This is a genomic window from Candidatus Nitrosopumilus sp., from assembly GCF_965262695.1.
Classification (GTDB): Archaea; Thermoproteota; Nitrososphaeria; order Nitrososphaerales; family Nitrosopumilaceae; genus Nitrosopumilus.
The window spans coordinates 1,346,673-1,361,521 of sequence record NZ_OZ253550.1 but is presented as its reverse complement, the minus strand read 5'-3'; the positions used below and the strand labels follow the sequence as shown (position 1 = coordinate 1,361,521).

At 30.8% G+C, this 14,849-nt stretch carries 18 protein-coding genes; 9 read left to right on the top strand and 9 right to left on the bottom strand.

Annotated elements, in window-relative coordinates; translation table 11 throughout:
- Positions 1-83: 83 nt before the first annotated feature.
- Positions 84-734: an ATPase domain-containing protein gene (locus ACQY2P_RS08275; RefSeq protein WP_428326164.1), complete on the bottom strand. Its 651-nt coding sequence runs from the start codon at positions 732-734 to the stop codon at positions 84-86.
- A 108-nt stretch (positions 735-842) separates the two neighbouring features.
- Between ACQY2P_RS08275 and ACQY2P_RS08270 the strand changes: the two genes are divergently transcribed.
- The gene (locus ACQY2P_RS08270; RefSeq protein WP_012214473.1) at positions 843-1,088 is read left to right on the top strand and encodes a U6 snRNA-associated Sm-like protein LSm6; all 246 of its coding nucleotides are present in this window, start codon (positions 843-845) and stop codon (positions 1,086-1,088) included.
- Positions 1,089-1,103: 15 nt separating this feature from the next.
- On the top strand, positions 1,104-2,270 hold the full coding sequence (gene metK, locus ACQY2P_RS08265) for a methionine adenosyltransferase (RefSeq protein ID WP_428326163.1): 1,167 nt from the start codon (positions 1,104-1,106) through the stop codon (positions 2,268-2,270).
- On the opposite strand, the gene ACQY2P_RS08260 is transcribed toward metK, so the two are convergent.
- Entirely contained in the window at positions 2,247-3,116 is an 870-nt protein-coding gene (locus tag ACQY2P_RS08260) for an NAD-dependent epimerase/dehydratase family protein (RefSeq protein WP_428326162.1), read from the bottom strand. The two genes, metK and ACQY2P_RS08260, sit on opposite strands and share 24 nt — an antisense overlap.
- A gap of 74 nt (positions 3,117-3,190) precedes the next feature.
- On the opposite strand from ACQY2P_RS08260, the gene ACQY2P_RS08255 reads away from it, so the two are divergent.
- The 4 genes from ACQY2P_RS08255 to ACQY2P_RS08240 are packed head-to-tail and all read left to right on the top strand — an operon-like array spanning position 3,191 to position 6,755.
- Positions 3,191-4,291 (top strand): cobalt-precorrin-5B (C(1))-methyltransferase, encoded by a 1,101-nt coding sequence (locus ACQY2P_RS08255; protein ID WP_428326161.1) that lies wholly within the window; start codon positions 3,191-3,193, stop codon positions 4,289-4,291.
- Between the two features lie 31 nt (positions 4,292-4,322).
- Complete coding sequence (locus tag ACQY2P_RS08250; RefSeq protein ID WP_428326160.1) at positions 4,323-5,375, top strand: cobalt-precorrin 5A hydrolase; 1,053 nt, start codon at positions 4,323-4,325, stop codon at positions 5,373-5,375.
- Complete coding sequence (locus ACQY2P_RS08245; RefSeq protein ID WP_428326159.1) at positions 5,372-6,124, top strand: sirohydrochlorin chelatase; 753 nt, start codon at positions 5,372-5,374, stop codon at positions 6,122-6,124. The genes ACQY2P_RS08250 and ACQY2P_RS08245 overlap by 4 nt, the downstream gene beginning before the upstream one ends.
- Complete coding sequence (locus ACQY2P_RS08240) at positions 6,114-6,755, top strand: precorrin-8X methylmutase (protein WP_428326158.1); 642 nt, start codon at positions 6,114-6,116, stop codon at positions 6,753-6,755. The genes ACQY2P_RS08245 and ACQY2P_RS08240 overlap by 11 nt, the downstream gene beginning before the upstream one ends.
- Here ACQY2P_RS08240 and ACQY2P_RS08235 read toward each other — a convergent pair.
- Positions 6,744-8,096, bottom strand: a complete 1,353-nt coding sequence (locus ACQY2P_RS08235) for a cobyrinate a,c-diamide synthase (RefSeq protein WP_428326157.1) — start codon at positions 8,094-8,096, stop codon at positions 6,744-6,746. The two genes, ACQY2P_RS08240 and ACQY2P_RS08235, sit on opposite strands and share 12 nt — an antisense overlap.
- Positions 8,097-8,183: 87 nt before the next feature.
- Between ACQY2P_RS08235 and cobO the strand changes: the two genes are divergently transcribed.
- From cobO to ACQY2P_RS08220, 3 genes are read left to right on the top strand one after another with little or no spacing between them, the layout of a single operon-like run.
- Positions 8,184-8,714, top strand: a complete 531-nt coding sequence (gene cobO / locus ACQY2P_RS08230) for a cob(I)yrinic acid a,c-diamide adenosyltransferase (RefSeq protein ID WP_428326156.1) — start codon at positions 8,184-8,186, stop codon at positions 8,712-8,714.
- A 40-nt stretch (positions 8,715-8,754) separates the two neighbouring features.
- Entirely contained in the window at positions 8,755-9,552 is a 798-nt protein-coding gene (locus tag ACQY2P_RS08225) for a translation initiation factor IF-2 subunit alpha (RefSeq protein ID WP_428326155.1), read from the top strand.
- 1 nt (position 9,553) lies between these two features.
- Positions 9,554-9,709 (top strand): RNA-protein complex protein Nop10, encoded by a 156-nt coding sequence (locus tag ACQY2P_RS08220; RefSeq protein WP_428326154.1) that lies wholly within the window; start codon positions 9,554-9,556, stop codon positions 9,707-9,709.
- 4 nt (positions 9,710-9,713) lie between these two features.
- On the opposite strand, the gene ACQY2P_RS08215 is transcribed toward ACQY2P_RS08220, so the two are convergent.
- From ACQY2P_RS08215 to ACQY2P_RS08190, 6 genes are all read right to left on the bottom strand, one after another.
- Positions 9,714-11,843, bottom strand: coding sequence for an STT3 domain-containing protein (locus ACQY2P_RS08215; protein WP_428326153.1), 2,130 nt, complete (start codon positions 11,841-11,843; stop codon positions 9,714-9,716).
- Positions 11,844-11,909: 66 nt separating this feature from the next.
- Positions 11,910-12,359 (bottom strand): YbhB/YbcL family Raf kinase inhibitor-like protein, encoded by a 450-nt coding sequence (locus ACQY2P_RS08210; protein WP_428326152.1) that lies wholly within the window; start codon positions 12,357-12,359, stop codon positions 11,910-11,912.
- Between the two features lie 35 nt (positions 12,360-12,394).
- Positions 12,395-12,763, bottom strand: coding sequence for a PIN domain-containing protein (locus tag ACQY2P_RS08205; RefSeq protein ID WP_428326151.1), 369 nt, complete (start codon positions 12,761-12,763; stop codon positions 12,395-12,397).
- On the bottom strand, positions 12,756-14,018 hold the full coding sequence (locus tag ACQY2P_RS08200; RefSeq protein ID WP_428326150.1) for a translation initiation factor IF-2 subunit gamma: 1,263 nt from the start codon (positions 14,016-14,018) through the stop codon (positions 12,756-12,758). The genes ACQY2P_RS08205 and ACQY2P_RS08200 overlap by 8 nt, the downstream gene beginning before the upstream one ends.
- A 31-nt stretch (positions 14,019-14,049) precedes the next feature.
- Positions 14,050-14,460 carry a S6e family ribosomal protein gene (locus tag ACQY2P_RS08195; RefSeq protein WP_428326149.1) on the bottom strand — a complete coding sequence of 137 codons (411 nt, stop codon included), beginning with the start codon at positions 14,458-14,460 and terminating at the stop codon, positions 14,050-14,052.
- Positions 14,461-14,658: 198 nt separating this feature from the next.
- Entirely contained in the window at positions 14,659-14,832 is a 174-nt protein-coding gene (locus tag ACQY2P_RS08190) for a zinc-domain-containing protein (RefSeq protein WP_428326148.1), read from the bottom strand.
- Positions 14,833-14,849 lie beyond the last annotated feature (17 nt).

Genomic DNA, 14,849 nt, shown 5'->3' with positions numbered 1-14,849 from the left:
CTAGCCCAAGTGCAAATAATACTACAGTAATAATCGGTATAGAATCAAAAATTCCTGCCATTAGTAAACTTCCTCATTGACCGTTAAATATCTTCAGAAGAAAGTCCTGATTTGTCAATTGTGTAAGAAAACGAATTTTCCATAAATGGTGAGTAAACTTTTCCATTAAATTTTGATAAATTTTTTGTTAGATGTATTTTGATATGAGTAAATGGATCAATTGCACCTTTCATATTTTCAATTTCTTTTCCTTCTAAATTCCTTATCATATTAGTAATAACGATAGGAATTTTGTTAGATATTGCAAAATTAGATAAATCACGCATGTATTTCATAAACAAAGAATTTTTCTCGAAAACAGATTCATTTTTTTGATATTCATAAGAAAACAAATCAGTTACATTATCAATTACAATTAATGAAAAATTTTTGTTAATATTTTTGATTGAGTTAATTTGTTCGGAAGTGTTAGTTAATCTTGAAACAGTAATTTGGTTAAGAAAATCTAATTGGGATTCAAGGGTTTTTTGAATATCAAGTATTCTTTCAGGTCTAAAACCTCCTGTCGTATCAAAATACAAAACATGACCTCCATTTTTGATAGAATTTATTGTCAATTGTAACAATAGTTGGGTTTTTCCTGTTCCATTTTTTCCAAAAATATCTACAATTACGCCATCTGGAATTCCTCCAAATAGAGATTTATCTAATTTTTCTAAACCAGTTGAGATCATATGTATTATTATTACAAAAAGAAGAAAAAATTTAAGGAATTTCTGTTTCTTCAAAGGAGGTAAGGCTTTTATTCTAGAGAACAAAGTTGCAAAACAAGTGAACAATTAGTGTCTCAATCAAATAGCGCAAAAAGACCTCTAACAACTCTTCAAAAAAGCACAAAGAAGAAAGTTACTGTAAGACTGAAAAATGAAGTCGAATACAAAGGTAAAATGGATAATGTTGATTCATACATGAATTTGATAATGACAGATGCTGAAGAACTACACGAAGGTAAAACTATCGCAAATTATGGTAGAGTTATCGTAAGAGGTAACAACGTATTATTCATCAAACTAGAAAATGAACTCTAGTAGGTAGTGAGTTTTATGACAAATAATTTTCTATTTACATCTGAATCAGTAACAGAAGGGCATCCTGACAAAGTTTGTGATAATATTTCAGACGCATTTTTAGATGAATTTCTTAGACAAGATCCTGATTCAAGAGTTGCAGTTGAAACAATGGTAACAACAGATTTTGTTGCTGTTTCAGGTGAAGTGACATCAAAAGCAAATTTGGATAAAAAAGCACAAGAAGAATTAATTAGAAAAACAATTAGAGAAATTGGATATGACGATAAAGATTTGATGTTTGATGCAGATACTTGTCAAGTCAATTTAAGATTACATTCTCAAAGTCCAGATATTAGTCAAGGTGTAACTGCAACTGAAGATAAAGAACAAGGTGCAGGAGATCAAGGATTAATGTTTGGATATGCAACAAATGAAACTGAAGAATTAATGCCTATGCCTATTTTGTTAGCACATAAACTAATTCAAAAATTATCCCAAGTAAGAAGAGACAAAACATTGCCATGGGTAAGACCAGATGGAAAATCTCAAGTTTCTGTAAGATATGAAGATAACAAACCAACTAAAATTGAAACAGTTGTTGTATCTACTCAACATGCACCAGAAATATCACAAGACGAGATTGAAAGAGAAATCATTGACAAGGTTATCAAACCAGTTTTAGGAAATCTATGGGATGATGATATTAAAATTCACATTAATCCAACTGGAAAATTTGTAATTGGAGGCCCACACGGAGATGCAGGCCTTACTGGAAGGAAAATTATAGTAGATACCTATGGTGGTTTTGGAAGACATGGTGGGGGAGCTTTCTCTGGTAAAGACCCATCAAAAGTAGATAGATCAGCTTGTTACATGTGTAGATATATTGCAAAAAATTTAGTTGCAGCAGGTCTTGCAGATAGATGTGAGGTTCAACTTGCATACGCAATTGGAGTTGCAGAACCAGTATCATTATACGTAAACACATTTGGAACAAACAAAATTCCAGAAAATCAAATAGAAGATTTAGTTAGAAAGAATTTTGATATGAAACCATCAGGAATCATTTCTCAACTAGATTTGAAAAGACCAATTTACAAAAAGACAGCATCATATGGTCATTTTGGAAGAAATGAGCCAGAATTTGGCTGGGAAAAAACAAACAAGATTGATGCACTAAAACAAGGCGCCGGTCTTTAACAGTTCTTTGACGGATTGAAAATTTGTTTTAGCTAGATTTTTGAGTTTTTGGTGATCTCCAATAAAATTTCCTACTAGGATATTAAGATCATCCACACCATAATCAAATTTCGGGTTACTTATTGCAAGATGATATGCTTTTTCGATATCAATGTAACATAGTTTGGTTTTTCTCTTTTGTAGAAATAATTGAACATATTTTTCAAATGAAATTTTTTCAGAGCCAACAAGATCTATTATTTTGTTATTGAATTTCTTATTAACAATAGATTGGAAAATTAATTTTGTAACATCATCTATTGAAATTGGTTGTATGGAATATTTTCCAGATCCAGGAATAGTGATTTTATTTTTTTTAATAGATTTTTTCAAATATTTTGTAAAAAGATCATCTTTACCCACAATATACGAAGGTCGAAAAATTGTATAGTTGATTTGTGAATCAATAATAGATGTTTCAGCCTTAAATTTTGATATAAAATACCCAATAGAAGTATTAGAAGATACTCCTAATCCACTTGTATAAACAAGTTTTTTGATTTTTGCTTTTTTAGATAAATTAACAATTTTTTGTGTTAATTGAAAATTGATTGATTCATAATCAATTTTTGTAGATTGTTTCCCAATTCCTATAAGATGAATTAAAGCATCAGAGTTTTTTATCTTAGGAAGAAGTGATTTTTCGTCATAATTTTTTGAGATAACTTTAGTTTCATTTTTGAATGATTTGAAATTTTTTCTAGATATTGAAATTAGATGAACATTTTTTTCAGATAAATATTTCCTGAGATTTTTTGCCACAAATCCACTGGCACCAGTAATCACTATTTGAATAGGTTTATCCATAATAACTTCACATAGTTTTTATTTTAAATCTATTTGGAAAATAAAAAATCCTAAACAAGAGTTAATACAGTAAAATGAATACACCAGTTGTGGCAGAAGAAAAAAAGCTAAGGACAGGATATACGACAGGAAGTTCTGCTACTGCAGCATCAAAAGCAGCATTACTATCAATTATTAAACAACAAAAGATTGAAGAAATTGAAATTACTTTACCTAAAAAATCTACAATTAAGATTCCTGTAAATTCATGTCAGTTTGAAAAAAACAAGGCAAAGTGTTCTGTAATAAAGGATGGAGGGGATGATCCAGATGTCACACATGGTGCTGAAATCATAGTTAAATTAACATTCAATGATAACAAAAATCAGATTGAAATTGATGGAGGGGAAGGGGTAGGCATAGTAACCAAACCTGGTTTAGGTTTGGAAATCAACAAACCTGCTATTAACCCAGTTCCAAAAAAAATGATTACAGAGAATCTTCAGGAAATAGGAGAAAACATCCTAAAAGAAAAAGGAATCAGAGTGGTAATATCAGTTCCAAAAGGTAAAGAATTAGGGCCAAAAACAGACAATCCAAGAATAGGCATCAAAGATGGAATTTCAATTTTAGGTACAAGTGGCATAGTAATACCATTTTCAACCGCATCATATGCTGCATCAATTAGACAAAATTTGGATGTATCAATTGCTATGGGAAATGATACAGTCGTGTTAACAACTGGAGGAAGAAGTGAAGATTTTGCAAAAAAGATCGTAGATCTACCAGAACATTGTTTTGTACAAATGGGGGATTTTTCAGGATACACCATTCAACAATGTGGTAAGAAAAATATCAAAAAAGCATATGTAGTTGGGTTTATTGGAAAACTTGCAAAAATGGCAGCAGGGGTAAAACAAACTCATGTCAAAGGTTCAAAAGTTGATATGAATTTTCTAGCAGAATTAGCAAAAAAAGTTAATGCAAATGGAAAAATTATTGAGGACATTAAAAAAGCAAACACAGCAAGGCATGTATCAGAGATCATTCAAGAAAATAATGTAGATGGATTTTTTGAGTTAATTTGTAGTGAGGTGTATAAACACATGAGAAAACACAGTGAAGAAAAAGTTCCAATTGATGTCATATTATTTGATTTTGAGGGAAACATCTTGGCAAGAGAACCAAAAGGGTAAGGTATTTTATTAAATCAGCAAAGTTTGGAATATGGATAAAATTTCAGTTCTTGCCATTACTAAAAATGGCATCAATATTGGTCAAAACCTTAAAGAAATTTTTCCAGAATGGACCATTTTTGCACCCTCTAAATTATCTAACCAAAATGACTCAATTACATGGTATTCAGAGCCTACATCAGAAAAAATTGTTGAACTTTTCAAAAATAATGATGCATTAATCTGTCTATTTTCTCTAGGTGCAGTGATTCGATTAATTGCACCACAGCTTAAAGATAAGAAGACAGATCCAGCAGTAATTGTAATTGATGATAAAATAAATTTTGTAATTAGTGTATTATCTGGACATATTGGAGGAGCAAATGAGCTTACTGAAAAAATTGCAGAGAAATTAAAAGCACAACCAGTAATCACTACAGCAGCGGATGTAAACAAAACTATTGCAGTTGATTTAGTGGGCAGAGATTTTGGTTGGAAGATTGAAGACGACTCAAATGTTACCAGAATTAGTGCGCATATGGTTAATGAAGAACCAATAGGAATTTTTCAAGATGCAGGAGAAAGAAATTGGTACAAACAATTACCAAAAAATGTTTCAAAATACAACACTATAGAAGAATTAAAGAATTCAAAATCTAAAGCAAATTTAATAATTTCAGATAAAATTATTGAAGATGATTTAACATCTGAATCAGTTATTTACAGACCACCAAGTTTAGTGATTGGAATAGGTTTGCATTGGGATACATCAAAAGAAACTATCAAAGAAGGTATCAATGACTGTTTAAAGAAATTCAAACTTAGTTCAAAATCAATAGCAAAACTAGTTTCTATAAAAAAACCTGAAGATGTGCAGGGACTGATAGATGTTGGAAAAGAGATGGAAATTCCAGTTGAATGTATTGAAAGAGAAGATTTAGCTAAAGTTACAGCTCCCAACCCTTCTGATACAGTAAAAGCATTTGAAGGAACATCTAGTGTTTCAGAGGCAGCAGCAATTCTAGTGTCAAATGGCAAATTAATTGTAGAAAAGCAGAAATTCCCACCAAATTTGACTATAGCCATAGCGAGGATTGAAAATTGAAGCGGGGATTATTGATAATTGATAGAGGAAGTAGAGAAAGAGAAGCATCTGAAGAATTAGAGACTATTTGTGCAGGAATCAAATCCAAAGGAGACTATGTTTTTACTGATTACTGCTTTTTAGAAGTAGAACCGCCATTCATTGAGGATGGTATTTCAAAATGCCTCAAAGAAGATATTGATTCGCTAACTATAGTGCCATATTTCCTATATCCAGGAAAAAAAGTCAAGATTGCAGTAACTGATACAATGAAATTACAAAAAGATACACAAGTGAAATTTCTAATAACTAAACCAATGAGCATGCATAAAACTTTGGTAGATATTGTTGAGAATAGAATTGCAACTACTCTAAAAGAAAACAATGTAACACTACCTAACAAAGATGTTGATGTAATGATTATTGGTCACGGTAGCAAGGATCCTAATGCGCAAATGTCATTAAACTATATTGTAGATGAACTAAAAAATTCTTACAGAAATGTTAGTCGTTGTTGGTTAGAAATTGAACAACCAGATATTTTTGAAGGAATTAAAAAATGTGAGAAAGATCAGCCAAAGGTATTGGTAATTGTGTTTTATTTCTTACATGAAGGGGCACATGTTAAAACAGATATTAACAATGATTTGATTCCAGCTTTAAAAGATTCAAATCTTAAAGATGCTTTTATTACAAAACATATTGGAATTGATAAAAAAATTATTGATTTAATTATTGAGAGAGCAAAAGAGGTAGAAGATGCAAACTAAGAAAGGCCAATCAATTGAAGATGCAAGTATGAAGATGATTGAAGAGGAAATTGGTTCTCATTCATATAATGAAAAAGAATGGCCTATTGTAAGAAGAATCATTCATTCTACAGCAGATTTTGATTTTGCTGATAAAAATAAAATAATTTTTCACAAAGATGCAATTGAGAGTGGAATGAAAGCCTTGAAGAATGGATGTAGTATTGTAGTTGATGTAAATGGAGTTATTGGAGGCCTCAATAAACAAAATCCTAAAGATTTCGGAAACGAAATTGTGTGTAACATTTCAAAATCGGAAATTATGGAATTGGCAAAAAAAGAGGGGAAAACACGCTCTCAGGTATCAATGAGAATTGCAAAATCAGAGATTGATGGGGGAATTGTAGCCATAGGTAATGCCCCCACAGCCCTTCAAGAAGTGATAAAAATGGTAAAAGAAGGAATTGTCAAGCCTGCCCTAATCATAGGCATTCCAGTTGGCTTCATTTGTGCTGCAGAATCAAAGGAGGAATTATCTAAGTTAGATGAGGCTCCATTTATCACAAATTTGGGCAGAAAAGGAGGGAGTTCTTCAGCTTCTGCAATAATCAATGCAATTTTCAAGTTAATTCAAGCAGAATCAGCTTCTTGAGTATTTTATACAGTTTTTAACAAAATTTTCTGCATAATTAGAACTATCAAAGTAAAGATGTCCATATGATGCAAGAGAATTATACTGAATTAATCCATCTTTGTTATTCTTTATTCCATCACCAACTTCTAATTCATAAGCAAATTTTGAATCTGAAGATATAGAATCTAATTTAGAATAATGAAATTCATGACCTTGAATACCATGTGATTTCTCAGAAATTATTGAACGATTAATTTTCCCTTTGGTGTAATTTAGCTTCATTTTTTTTGTCATAGATGTTTCTGCATCAAAAAGTCCTATCATTTTGTATTTTTTATTTCCTGATGAAATAGATTTTGTAAGATACATCAATCCCCCACATTCTGCATATATTGGAAGATTATCTTCAGCAAGATTTTTGATAAGTTTTTTCATGGTTTGATTTTTTGCTAACTTTGATCCTAGAATTTCTGGAAATCCTCCACCAATGTACAATCCATCACATTTTGGAATTTTTTTGTCATTTACAGGACTAAAAAATTTTAATGATGCACCTTCCCTTCTAAGTGCTTCTAGATTATCTTGATAATAGAAATTAAATGATGTATCTAATGCTACTGCAATTGTTGTTTTTTGTTTTTTATGATTAGGTTTTGGGATTTTTTGAAGTTCAGAAGTATTTTTTGTAAGTTCGATTATTTTGTTAATATTTAAATTCTTTGAAATAATTTTTGAGATTTTCTGAATTTTTTCATATAATGTTTTGTTATCTAAAGTAGAAAATAATCCTAAATGCCTTGATTCTAGACTAAGAAGAGGATCTTTTGGAATTACACCCACTATTGGAAGGTTAGTTTTTTGTAATGCCTGTCTACACAGATTTTCATGTTTTTTGCTTCCTATTTTATTAAGAATTATAGATGAAATTCTAGAATTTTTGTGAAATTTTTGAAATCCCAATGCGGTTGCAGCTATAGAGCGAGCAGTTTTGCTTGCATCAAGAATCAAAATCACAGGGGATTTTATTATAGAAGCCACATGATGGGTGCTAGCATAATTGGAATCACCACCAAATCCATCATAATATCCCATTACACCTTCAATTACCGATACGTTATATTTTGAATTTGAAATAAAACTAGATAACAAATGATTTTTTCCCATTAACCAGACATCCAAGTTGAATGTTTCATTTTTGGAAATACTTGAAAGGTAACTTGGGTCAATATAATCAGGGCCCACTTTAAATGGTTGAACAGAATATCCTTGTTTTTGAAGTGCATAAATTATTGAGCAAGTAATAGATGTTTTTCCAACTCCACTACTAACACCAGCTAAAACAATTCTTGGAATTTTCAATTTGCATAAATAATATTATTTTTTTATTTAAATCGATGTATTTCTCAAATACTCAATGTTTTTAGTCAGATAATGAAATGAGATGTCATGAGTGAAGGGTTGATAATTGTATACACTGGAAAAGGTAAGGGTAAAACAACTGCAGCATTAGGACTGGCATTAAGGGCTACGGGTTATGATAAAAAAATCTGCATGATCCAGTTTATCAAAGGTTCTTGGCATTATGGAGAGATGGATTCAACAAAAAAACTTGAACCAGGATTTGAAATGGTTGCAATTGGGAAAGGATTCGTAGGTATTATTGATGATAAAAGTCCAAAAGAAGATCATGAAAAAGTTGCAAAAGAAGCAATAAGAATCAGTAATGAAAAAATTCAATCAGGAAAGTATGATATTGTAATTTTAGATGAGATCAACTACGCAGTAAATTTGAACCTGATTTCAGTAGATGATGTGATAAAAATGATAAAATCAAAGCCTGACAATACAGATTTAGTTCTAACTGGGAATTATGCCAAAGAAGAAGTAATAGAAATTGCAGATCTAGTCACAGAAATGAAGGAAATCAAACATCCATTTCAGAAAGGAATCAAAGCAAAGAAAGGGATTGATTTCTAGCCAGCAACATTAATTTACACAGTCAGGAGTTTTAGAAGAAATGTCTACAGAAGTCCAAGAGATGCCTGAACAGGGAGAAATTGTTCTTGCTACAGTTACTAAAGTCATGGATCATGGTGCATATGTAACACTAGATGAATATGATAATTTACAGGGATTTTTACATATTTCAGAAATTGCCCCAGGTTGGATTAGATCAGTTAATAGATTTGTAAAAGATGGGGAGAAGAAAGTTCTTCTTGTTAAAAAAGTAAATCCACAACGCGGAGACATTGATTTATCATTAAAACAGGTTTCAAAAGATCAGAAAAAACAAAAACTAAAAGAAGTTAAAAAGTTTGAAAAAGGAAAAACCCTATTACAAAATGTTCAAGAAAAAACAAAATTATCTGATGAAGATATTGAAAAATTAGAAGATAATATTTATTCAAAATATGATTCTATTTATGATGCATTTATTGAAATTGGAAGAAATGGAATTGACTCAGTTAAGGAATTAAAAATTCCAAAGAAAACTGCAAGTGTTATTGAAGAAATATGTTCTAAGATCAAACTTCCTTCTGTAGAAATTAGAGGAATAATGGAAATTACTAATTCAAAATCGGATGGAATTGAAATTATTAAAAAAATTCTTTTAGATGAATTAAAGAAAGATTCAACAATAGATATCACATATTTAGGTGCACCAAAGTATAGATTATCAATTACTTCAGAAGATTTCAAATCAGCTGAAAAATCATTAAAGCCAATAATTGCAGATATCCAGTCAAACATAGAAAAGAAGAAGGGTTCATTCAAATTTACTAGAGAAGAATCAAAGAAAACTAGAGAAAATTAAAATGAGATTTCAATTAAGAAGATGTAGTAAATGTTTTCAATATACACTTAAAGATACATGTCCTAAATGTAAAGAACAAACAATTTCTGCACATCCAGCAAAATTTTCACCAGATGACAAGTATATGAGATACAGATTAGCTGAAAGATACAATTAAAAAATTAATTTATTCTCACATATTCTTTATTAATTTCGTAAATAAATATACCAATTACATGTCCTCCTTTTTCAACATCAAAACTTGGAGATGCATAAACTAAACGTAAAGGTCCATTTTGGTTTTCTGAAAATTTAATATTTTTTGTATATACAGGGACAAAACCAGGTTGATAAGAAATTGATTGTTCATTAGTTTGAGGATGAATATAAACAACTGGTGAAAATGGAATCATTTTTCCTAAAAGAGTTTCATTCCAAAAAAAGTTAGTTCCACTAGTTTGATCTAAATGAAGATATTTTTGCAATGGTTCTTCTGCAATTCTCATAAACCATTGTTTTTTCATTTCATCGCCACCGCCATTTAAAAGATAGAGAGGTTGACCATTATGATCCACTAACAATCTTTCACCTGCAACAAATACTAGAAAATAATCAGATTCCATTTCACGTAAGAGTTCCCATCCTTCATCAGGTGAACTAATGAAAGCTTTTGCTATTTTTTTGATAACATGATCTATTAAAGTAGAATTATCAGCTAATGATGCTCGTTCACCTTTTGTTTGAATCCAATATCCATAATCCCACCAAGCACCAACAACAGCATTTTCAGAAGTATTATTTTTTATCCAATCCATTGCATCTAACCAATCAGAAGTTCCAATTTGGTATTTTGTTCCACCATTAAGAATAGTTGGTGGAGTATCAACTATGCCTGAGACACTTATTTCAGGTAACGCAAGAGGAATTATTAAAAGAATTATAATTCCAGACAAAAAGGATAATTTTAAAATATTATTTTTTACTGTTTTAATTTCGTGTTTATATGAAAAAAATTTCTTAATCAATATTGAAATCGCTATAGATGATAAAAGAATAACTGACAAAGAGCCAAAAACTTCAAGTCTTACAAATGCGGAGCTAATATAAACTCCAAATAAAGAAAAAATTAAACAAAAAGATATCATATCATTTTTAATAAAATCTTGTTTTCCATTACTTTTCAAAATCAACCAAATTCCGATACCCGCAAAAATCATTAAAACAGAATGAAACAGAAATGATTGTGACATAGTGGTAGTTGCGTGTTCTGAAACTGAATCAATAAGAGGTACAGTAGTTGTAAAAAAAGGATTTATGGCATTTAAGTATCTATAACTTGGTAGGGAAATAAAAGCCGAATCATCATTTAGAATAAGTAGACTTGATGCAATAATGATTATTGCTAATAGAAATAGTAATCCATTCCTAGTTTTTGATTTTTCATTGCTTTTATTTTGAATTAAAATACAAATTACTAAAAAAATCGTAGGTACTGCTAATGATAATCCACCTAATCCAAAAACAAAAGTTGTGCTTAATCTTTCAAACAATAAAGAAGTCAAAAGTGTTGAAATTGTAAATAATGGAATAGTCCAAATCAAAAATTTATGGTCTTTACGTAAAAAAGGTAATGTAATAAATAAAACACCTAAGGGAATAATAAAAAATTGATCTCCTCCCCATGCAGATAGTCCAAATACAAATAAGATTCCTGCTCCAATTAATTTTGTAATTGTGATTTTTTTATTATTAGAATTTATTCCACTTAAAAAAAGATAAAGTGCTAAAATGCTAAAAAATAAACCAAGAGGTTCAGATTTAAACCAACCAAGTTGTCCACGGACAATTATAGGTATAGAAACTGAGAAAAATAGTGATGCAAGTAATCCTGCAGTGGTACCTCCAATTACTCTAACTAATGCAAAAATAATGATTGTGGTTAAAGAACCAAAAATTACTGGAAATAAAATTGTAAAGTCATAAAGATTGTTACTGCCAGAAATCCAATATGTAATTGCGGCAGTAATATGTAACATAACTTGTGAAGTATCAGATATATTTCTTCCATGAGGATACCAGCTTAGTTCATCATTCCATGCGAAATAAGAGTCAATACCATTATTTACAATGTATTCAGTAGCTCTATAGTTAAAAAAAGGATCAAATTCATGTAACTCCCACCCAAATTCTGCAGGTGAAGATCTAAGTAAAAAAGATACAGAAAAAGATAATGCAAGAATTCCTATTATTAAGAGATGATGTAATTTTAGATCAAATTGTCCAATTGAGAGCAAAGTAGATGTAGAATTCAATAATTTCCAACGTAAATCTAGTCTTATTACTCTTTATGAAAAAATTTAATTTTTTAGGATTTCTAGTTATTGTGGTGCGTATATACCAATTAGTTTTGCTTCAGCAATAATATGATCTTTCATAGAATTTTCAAGTTCTGATTTAGTTGAGCCTTTATCTAAATCAAGAATACTATCAAGAGCATACAATTTGAAGATGTAAGTATGTTCTTTATCAGGAGGAGCTGGTCCACCATAACCAATTTCTCCAAAGTCAGTTTCACCTTCAATTGAATTTTCAGGTATAGAATTTTCATCTATTTTCTCTACATCTTTAGAAATATTCCACAAAACCCAGTGAACCCAAACTTTTCCAACAGCTCCCATGGCATCAGGATCATCCATTATAAGAGCTAGAGACTTCGTAGATTCTGGAACATCACTAATAATTAATGAAGGACTAACATTCCCATTTTTGTAACCAAATTTTTTTGGTATTGTTCCATCATTTTCAAAAGATGAACTTTCTAGTTTCATAGTTATAATGAGAAAAAGCCTAAAGTTAAATTTTTCTAGGATTCTAAAATTATTCTATCATTAGAAAGAGACAGTATGGAGCCTCCTACAGATTTTATTTGTTTTTTCAATTCTTTATCCATTGTACCAATAATAGATTTATTGAATTTTGCAAATTCTAATAGTTCTTTATCTGCAAAAGAACCTGATAATTGAATTGTTTTCAAATTTTTGATGTAATCTAATGTTTTTTCAATATCATGTTTTTTTTCAGGAATCAAATGTAATTTTAGTAATTCTGTTTTTACAACTTCTGGAACAACAAAGGAAATAGTACCTATTTCTACATCAAGATTATCAATGTTTTTTATCCTTCTAGTAGCAAGATTAATGAGAAAACTGGTATCACAGATTACTTCAACCAACTATTCCGGCACCAATTAGTCTCCATCGTTCATCAATTCTTCTACTTAGTGCTACATTTCCACCTTCAAAAATACAGGCAGGTCTTCTTAATTCAATCTCTACATTTTTAGATTTAACTTTAGACACTTTGCCTAATAATGGAGCAGTACCAATATTTACTCTAAGTAATTCCCCTGTTTGTATTGGTTGAACTTTGATATCTTCAGTAGTTCCTACTGCTGAATCAAATAATGTCACATCTAGTTTTAATTTTGTAGAGTTTTCAGGTAGTGTTCCTGGTTTTCCAATTACTGAGCCAATAAATGAATCACTACGAGTCATTGAAGGATCTAATTTAGTACCAATTGCAACTAACCCACCAGGTTTTACTGATTCAACAATTCCTGCAGCAGTTCCTAACGAAGTAATCTCTGTTACTAATGGTTCATAAGTTTTTTTCTTTTCATTTAAGATTCCAGGTTTAATCTCAATTTCATCACCAATATTGAAAATACCCTGAGTTAAACTTCCACCAATAACTCCCCCCTTGATATTTTTTAGTTTAGTACCAGGTTTGTTAACATCAAAAGAACGCAAAACATGCATAACTGTATCTTGTTTTTCATCTCTATCAGGAGTTTTGATACTAGATTCTATTGAACCGATTAATGCATCAACATTTAGGCCAGACTGAGCTGAGATTGGAATGATTGGTGCTTTTGCAGCATGAGTTCCCTTAACAAATTTTGTAATATCTTGATAGTTTGCAAGTACTTCTTTGTAAGATAATAAATCAACTTTATTTTGAACAACTACAATCTGTTGAATTCCAAGTGTTTGAAGTGCTAAGAGGTGTTCTTTTGTTTGTGGTTTAGGAACCTTCTCATTTGCTGCAACTAGTAATAATGCGCCATCCATTAAGGCAGAACCTGACAACATGTTTGCCATCAAACTTTCGTGTCCAGGACTATCTACAAAACTAACAACTCTAGATAATTCGCTTTCTCCACCACAGTTGTTACATTTTGGTGTTGTAGAATAGCCTAAAGGTTCTTCACAGCTCTTACATTTGTAAAATGCTGCATCAGAATATCCAACTCGAATTGTAATTCCACGTTTTAGTTCTTGACTATGAACACTTGTCCAAGAACCAGTTAATGCTTGGATAAGAGTAGTTTTTCCATGATCTACATGGCCAGCAGTTCCAATGTTAACACATGGTTGATAACCATACTTTTCAATATACCAATCAGGAAGTGTATCTCGCCAATGCATGAGTCAAAATGTAGAATCGGTATATGTTAAGTTATTCTTTTTTATCTTCAGATTTTTCTTCTGTAGATTCTGCTGCATCTTCTGCAGGAGCTTCAACAGGTAATTCACCATCAAATTTACAATTAATTTGATAGATTTCTTCTGAAATAGTATTTCCACGCATTAATTTTCTAACTCTTTGTCCTTTCTCTGCATCTTGTAAGCCAACTCCTTTAGAAAGTAGAACATATTTTCTTGCAGCTCCATGAATATCATTTCTCATTGGGACACCAGATTTATCACTGCCTCCAGTGAGTTTTAGTTTTCCACTTAAACCAACAACAGATGCATCAGTTTCATGTCCTAATTCAAGTCCCAAGAGAGGATTCGCATCGCTATCTTTAAGCTCTTTTGACATTGATTTTCCTTTGATATCTGAAATGGTAATCTTGAAGTTTGCCAAGTATTCGAAAAAAATCTAAAACGACTAATTAACCTTTGGACATTATTTTTAAATTGTTCACAATAAAGATGTACATGGCTGAAGATATACGATGTCCAAAATGCGATAATAAGATGGTGGATATGCAAGCCTGTCACATGTTTTGTCCAAATTGCGGTTCTCATTTAGATTGTTCAGATAAAGGAAATTATTGGTAAACTATATCCCAGGTCTATCAGGAATGTATTCAGAAGACATGTTTATTGCTTGATCTTTCATGATTTCAAGATAAGTTTCATAATCTGCTTCAAAATTACAATGAGGACATTTTACATTTGTGACGTCATCATCCAAGACTGCAACTTTTTCACATTCGGGACATCTTGCATCCATGTACTAAATTGTGAATT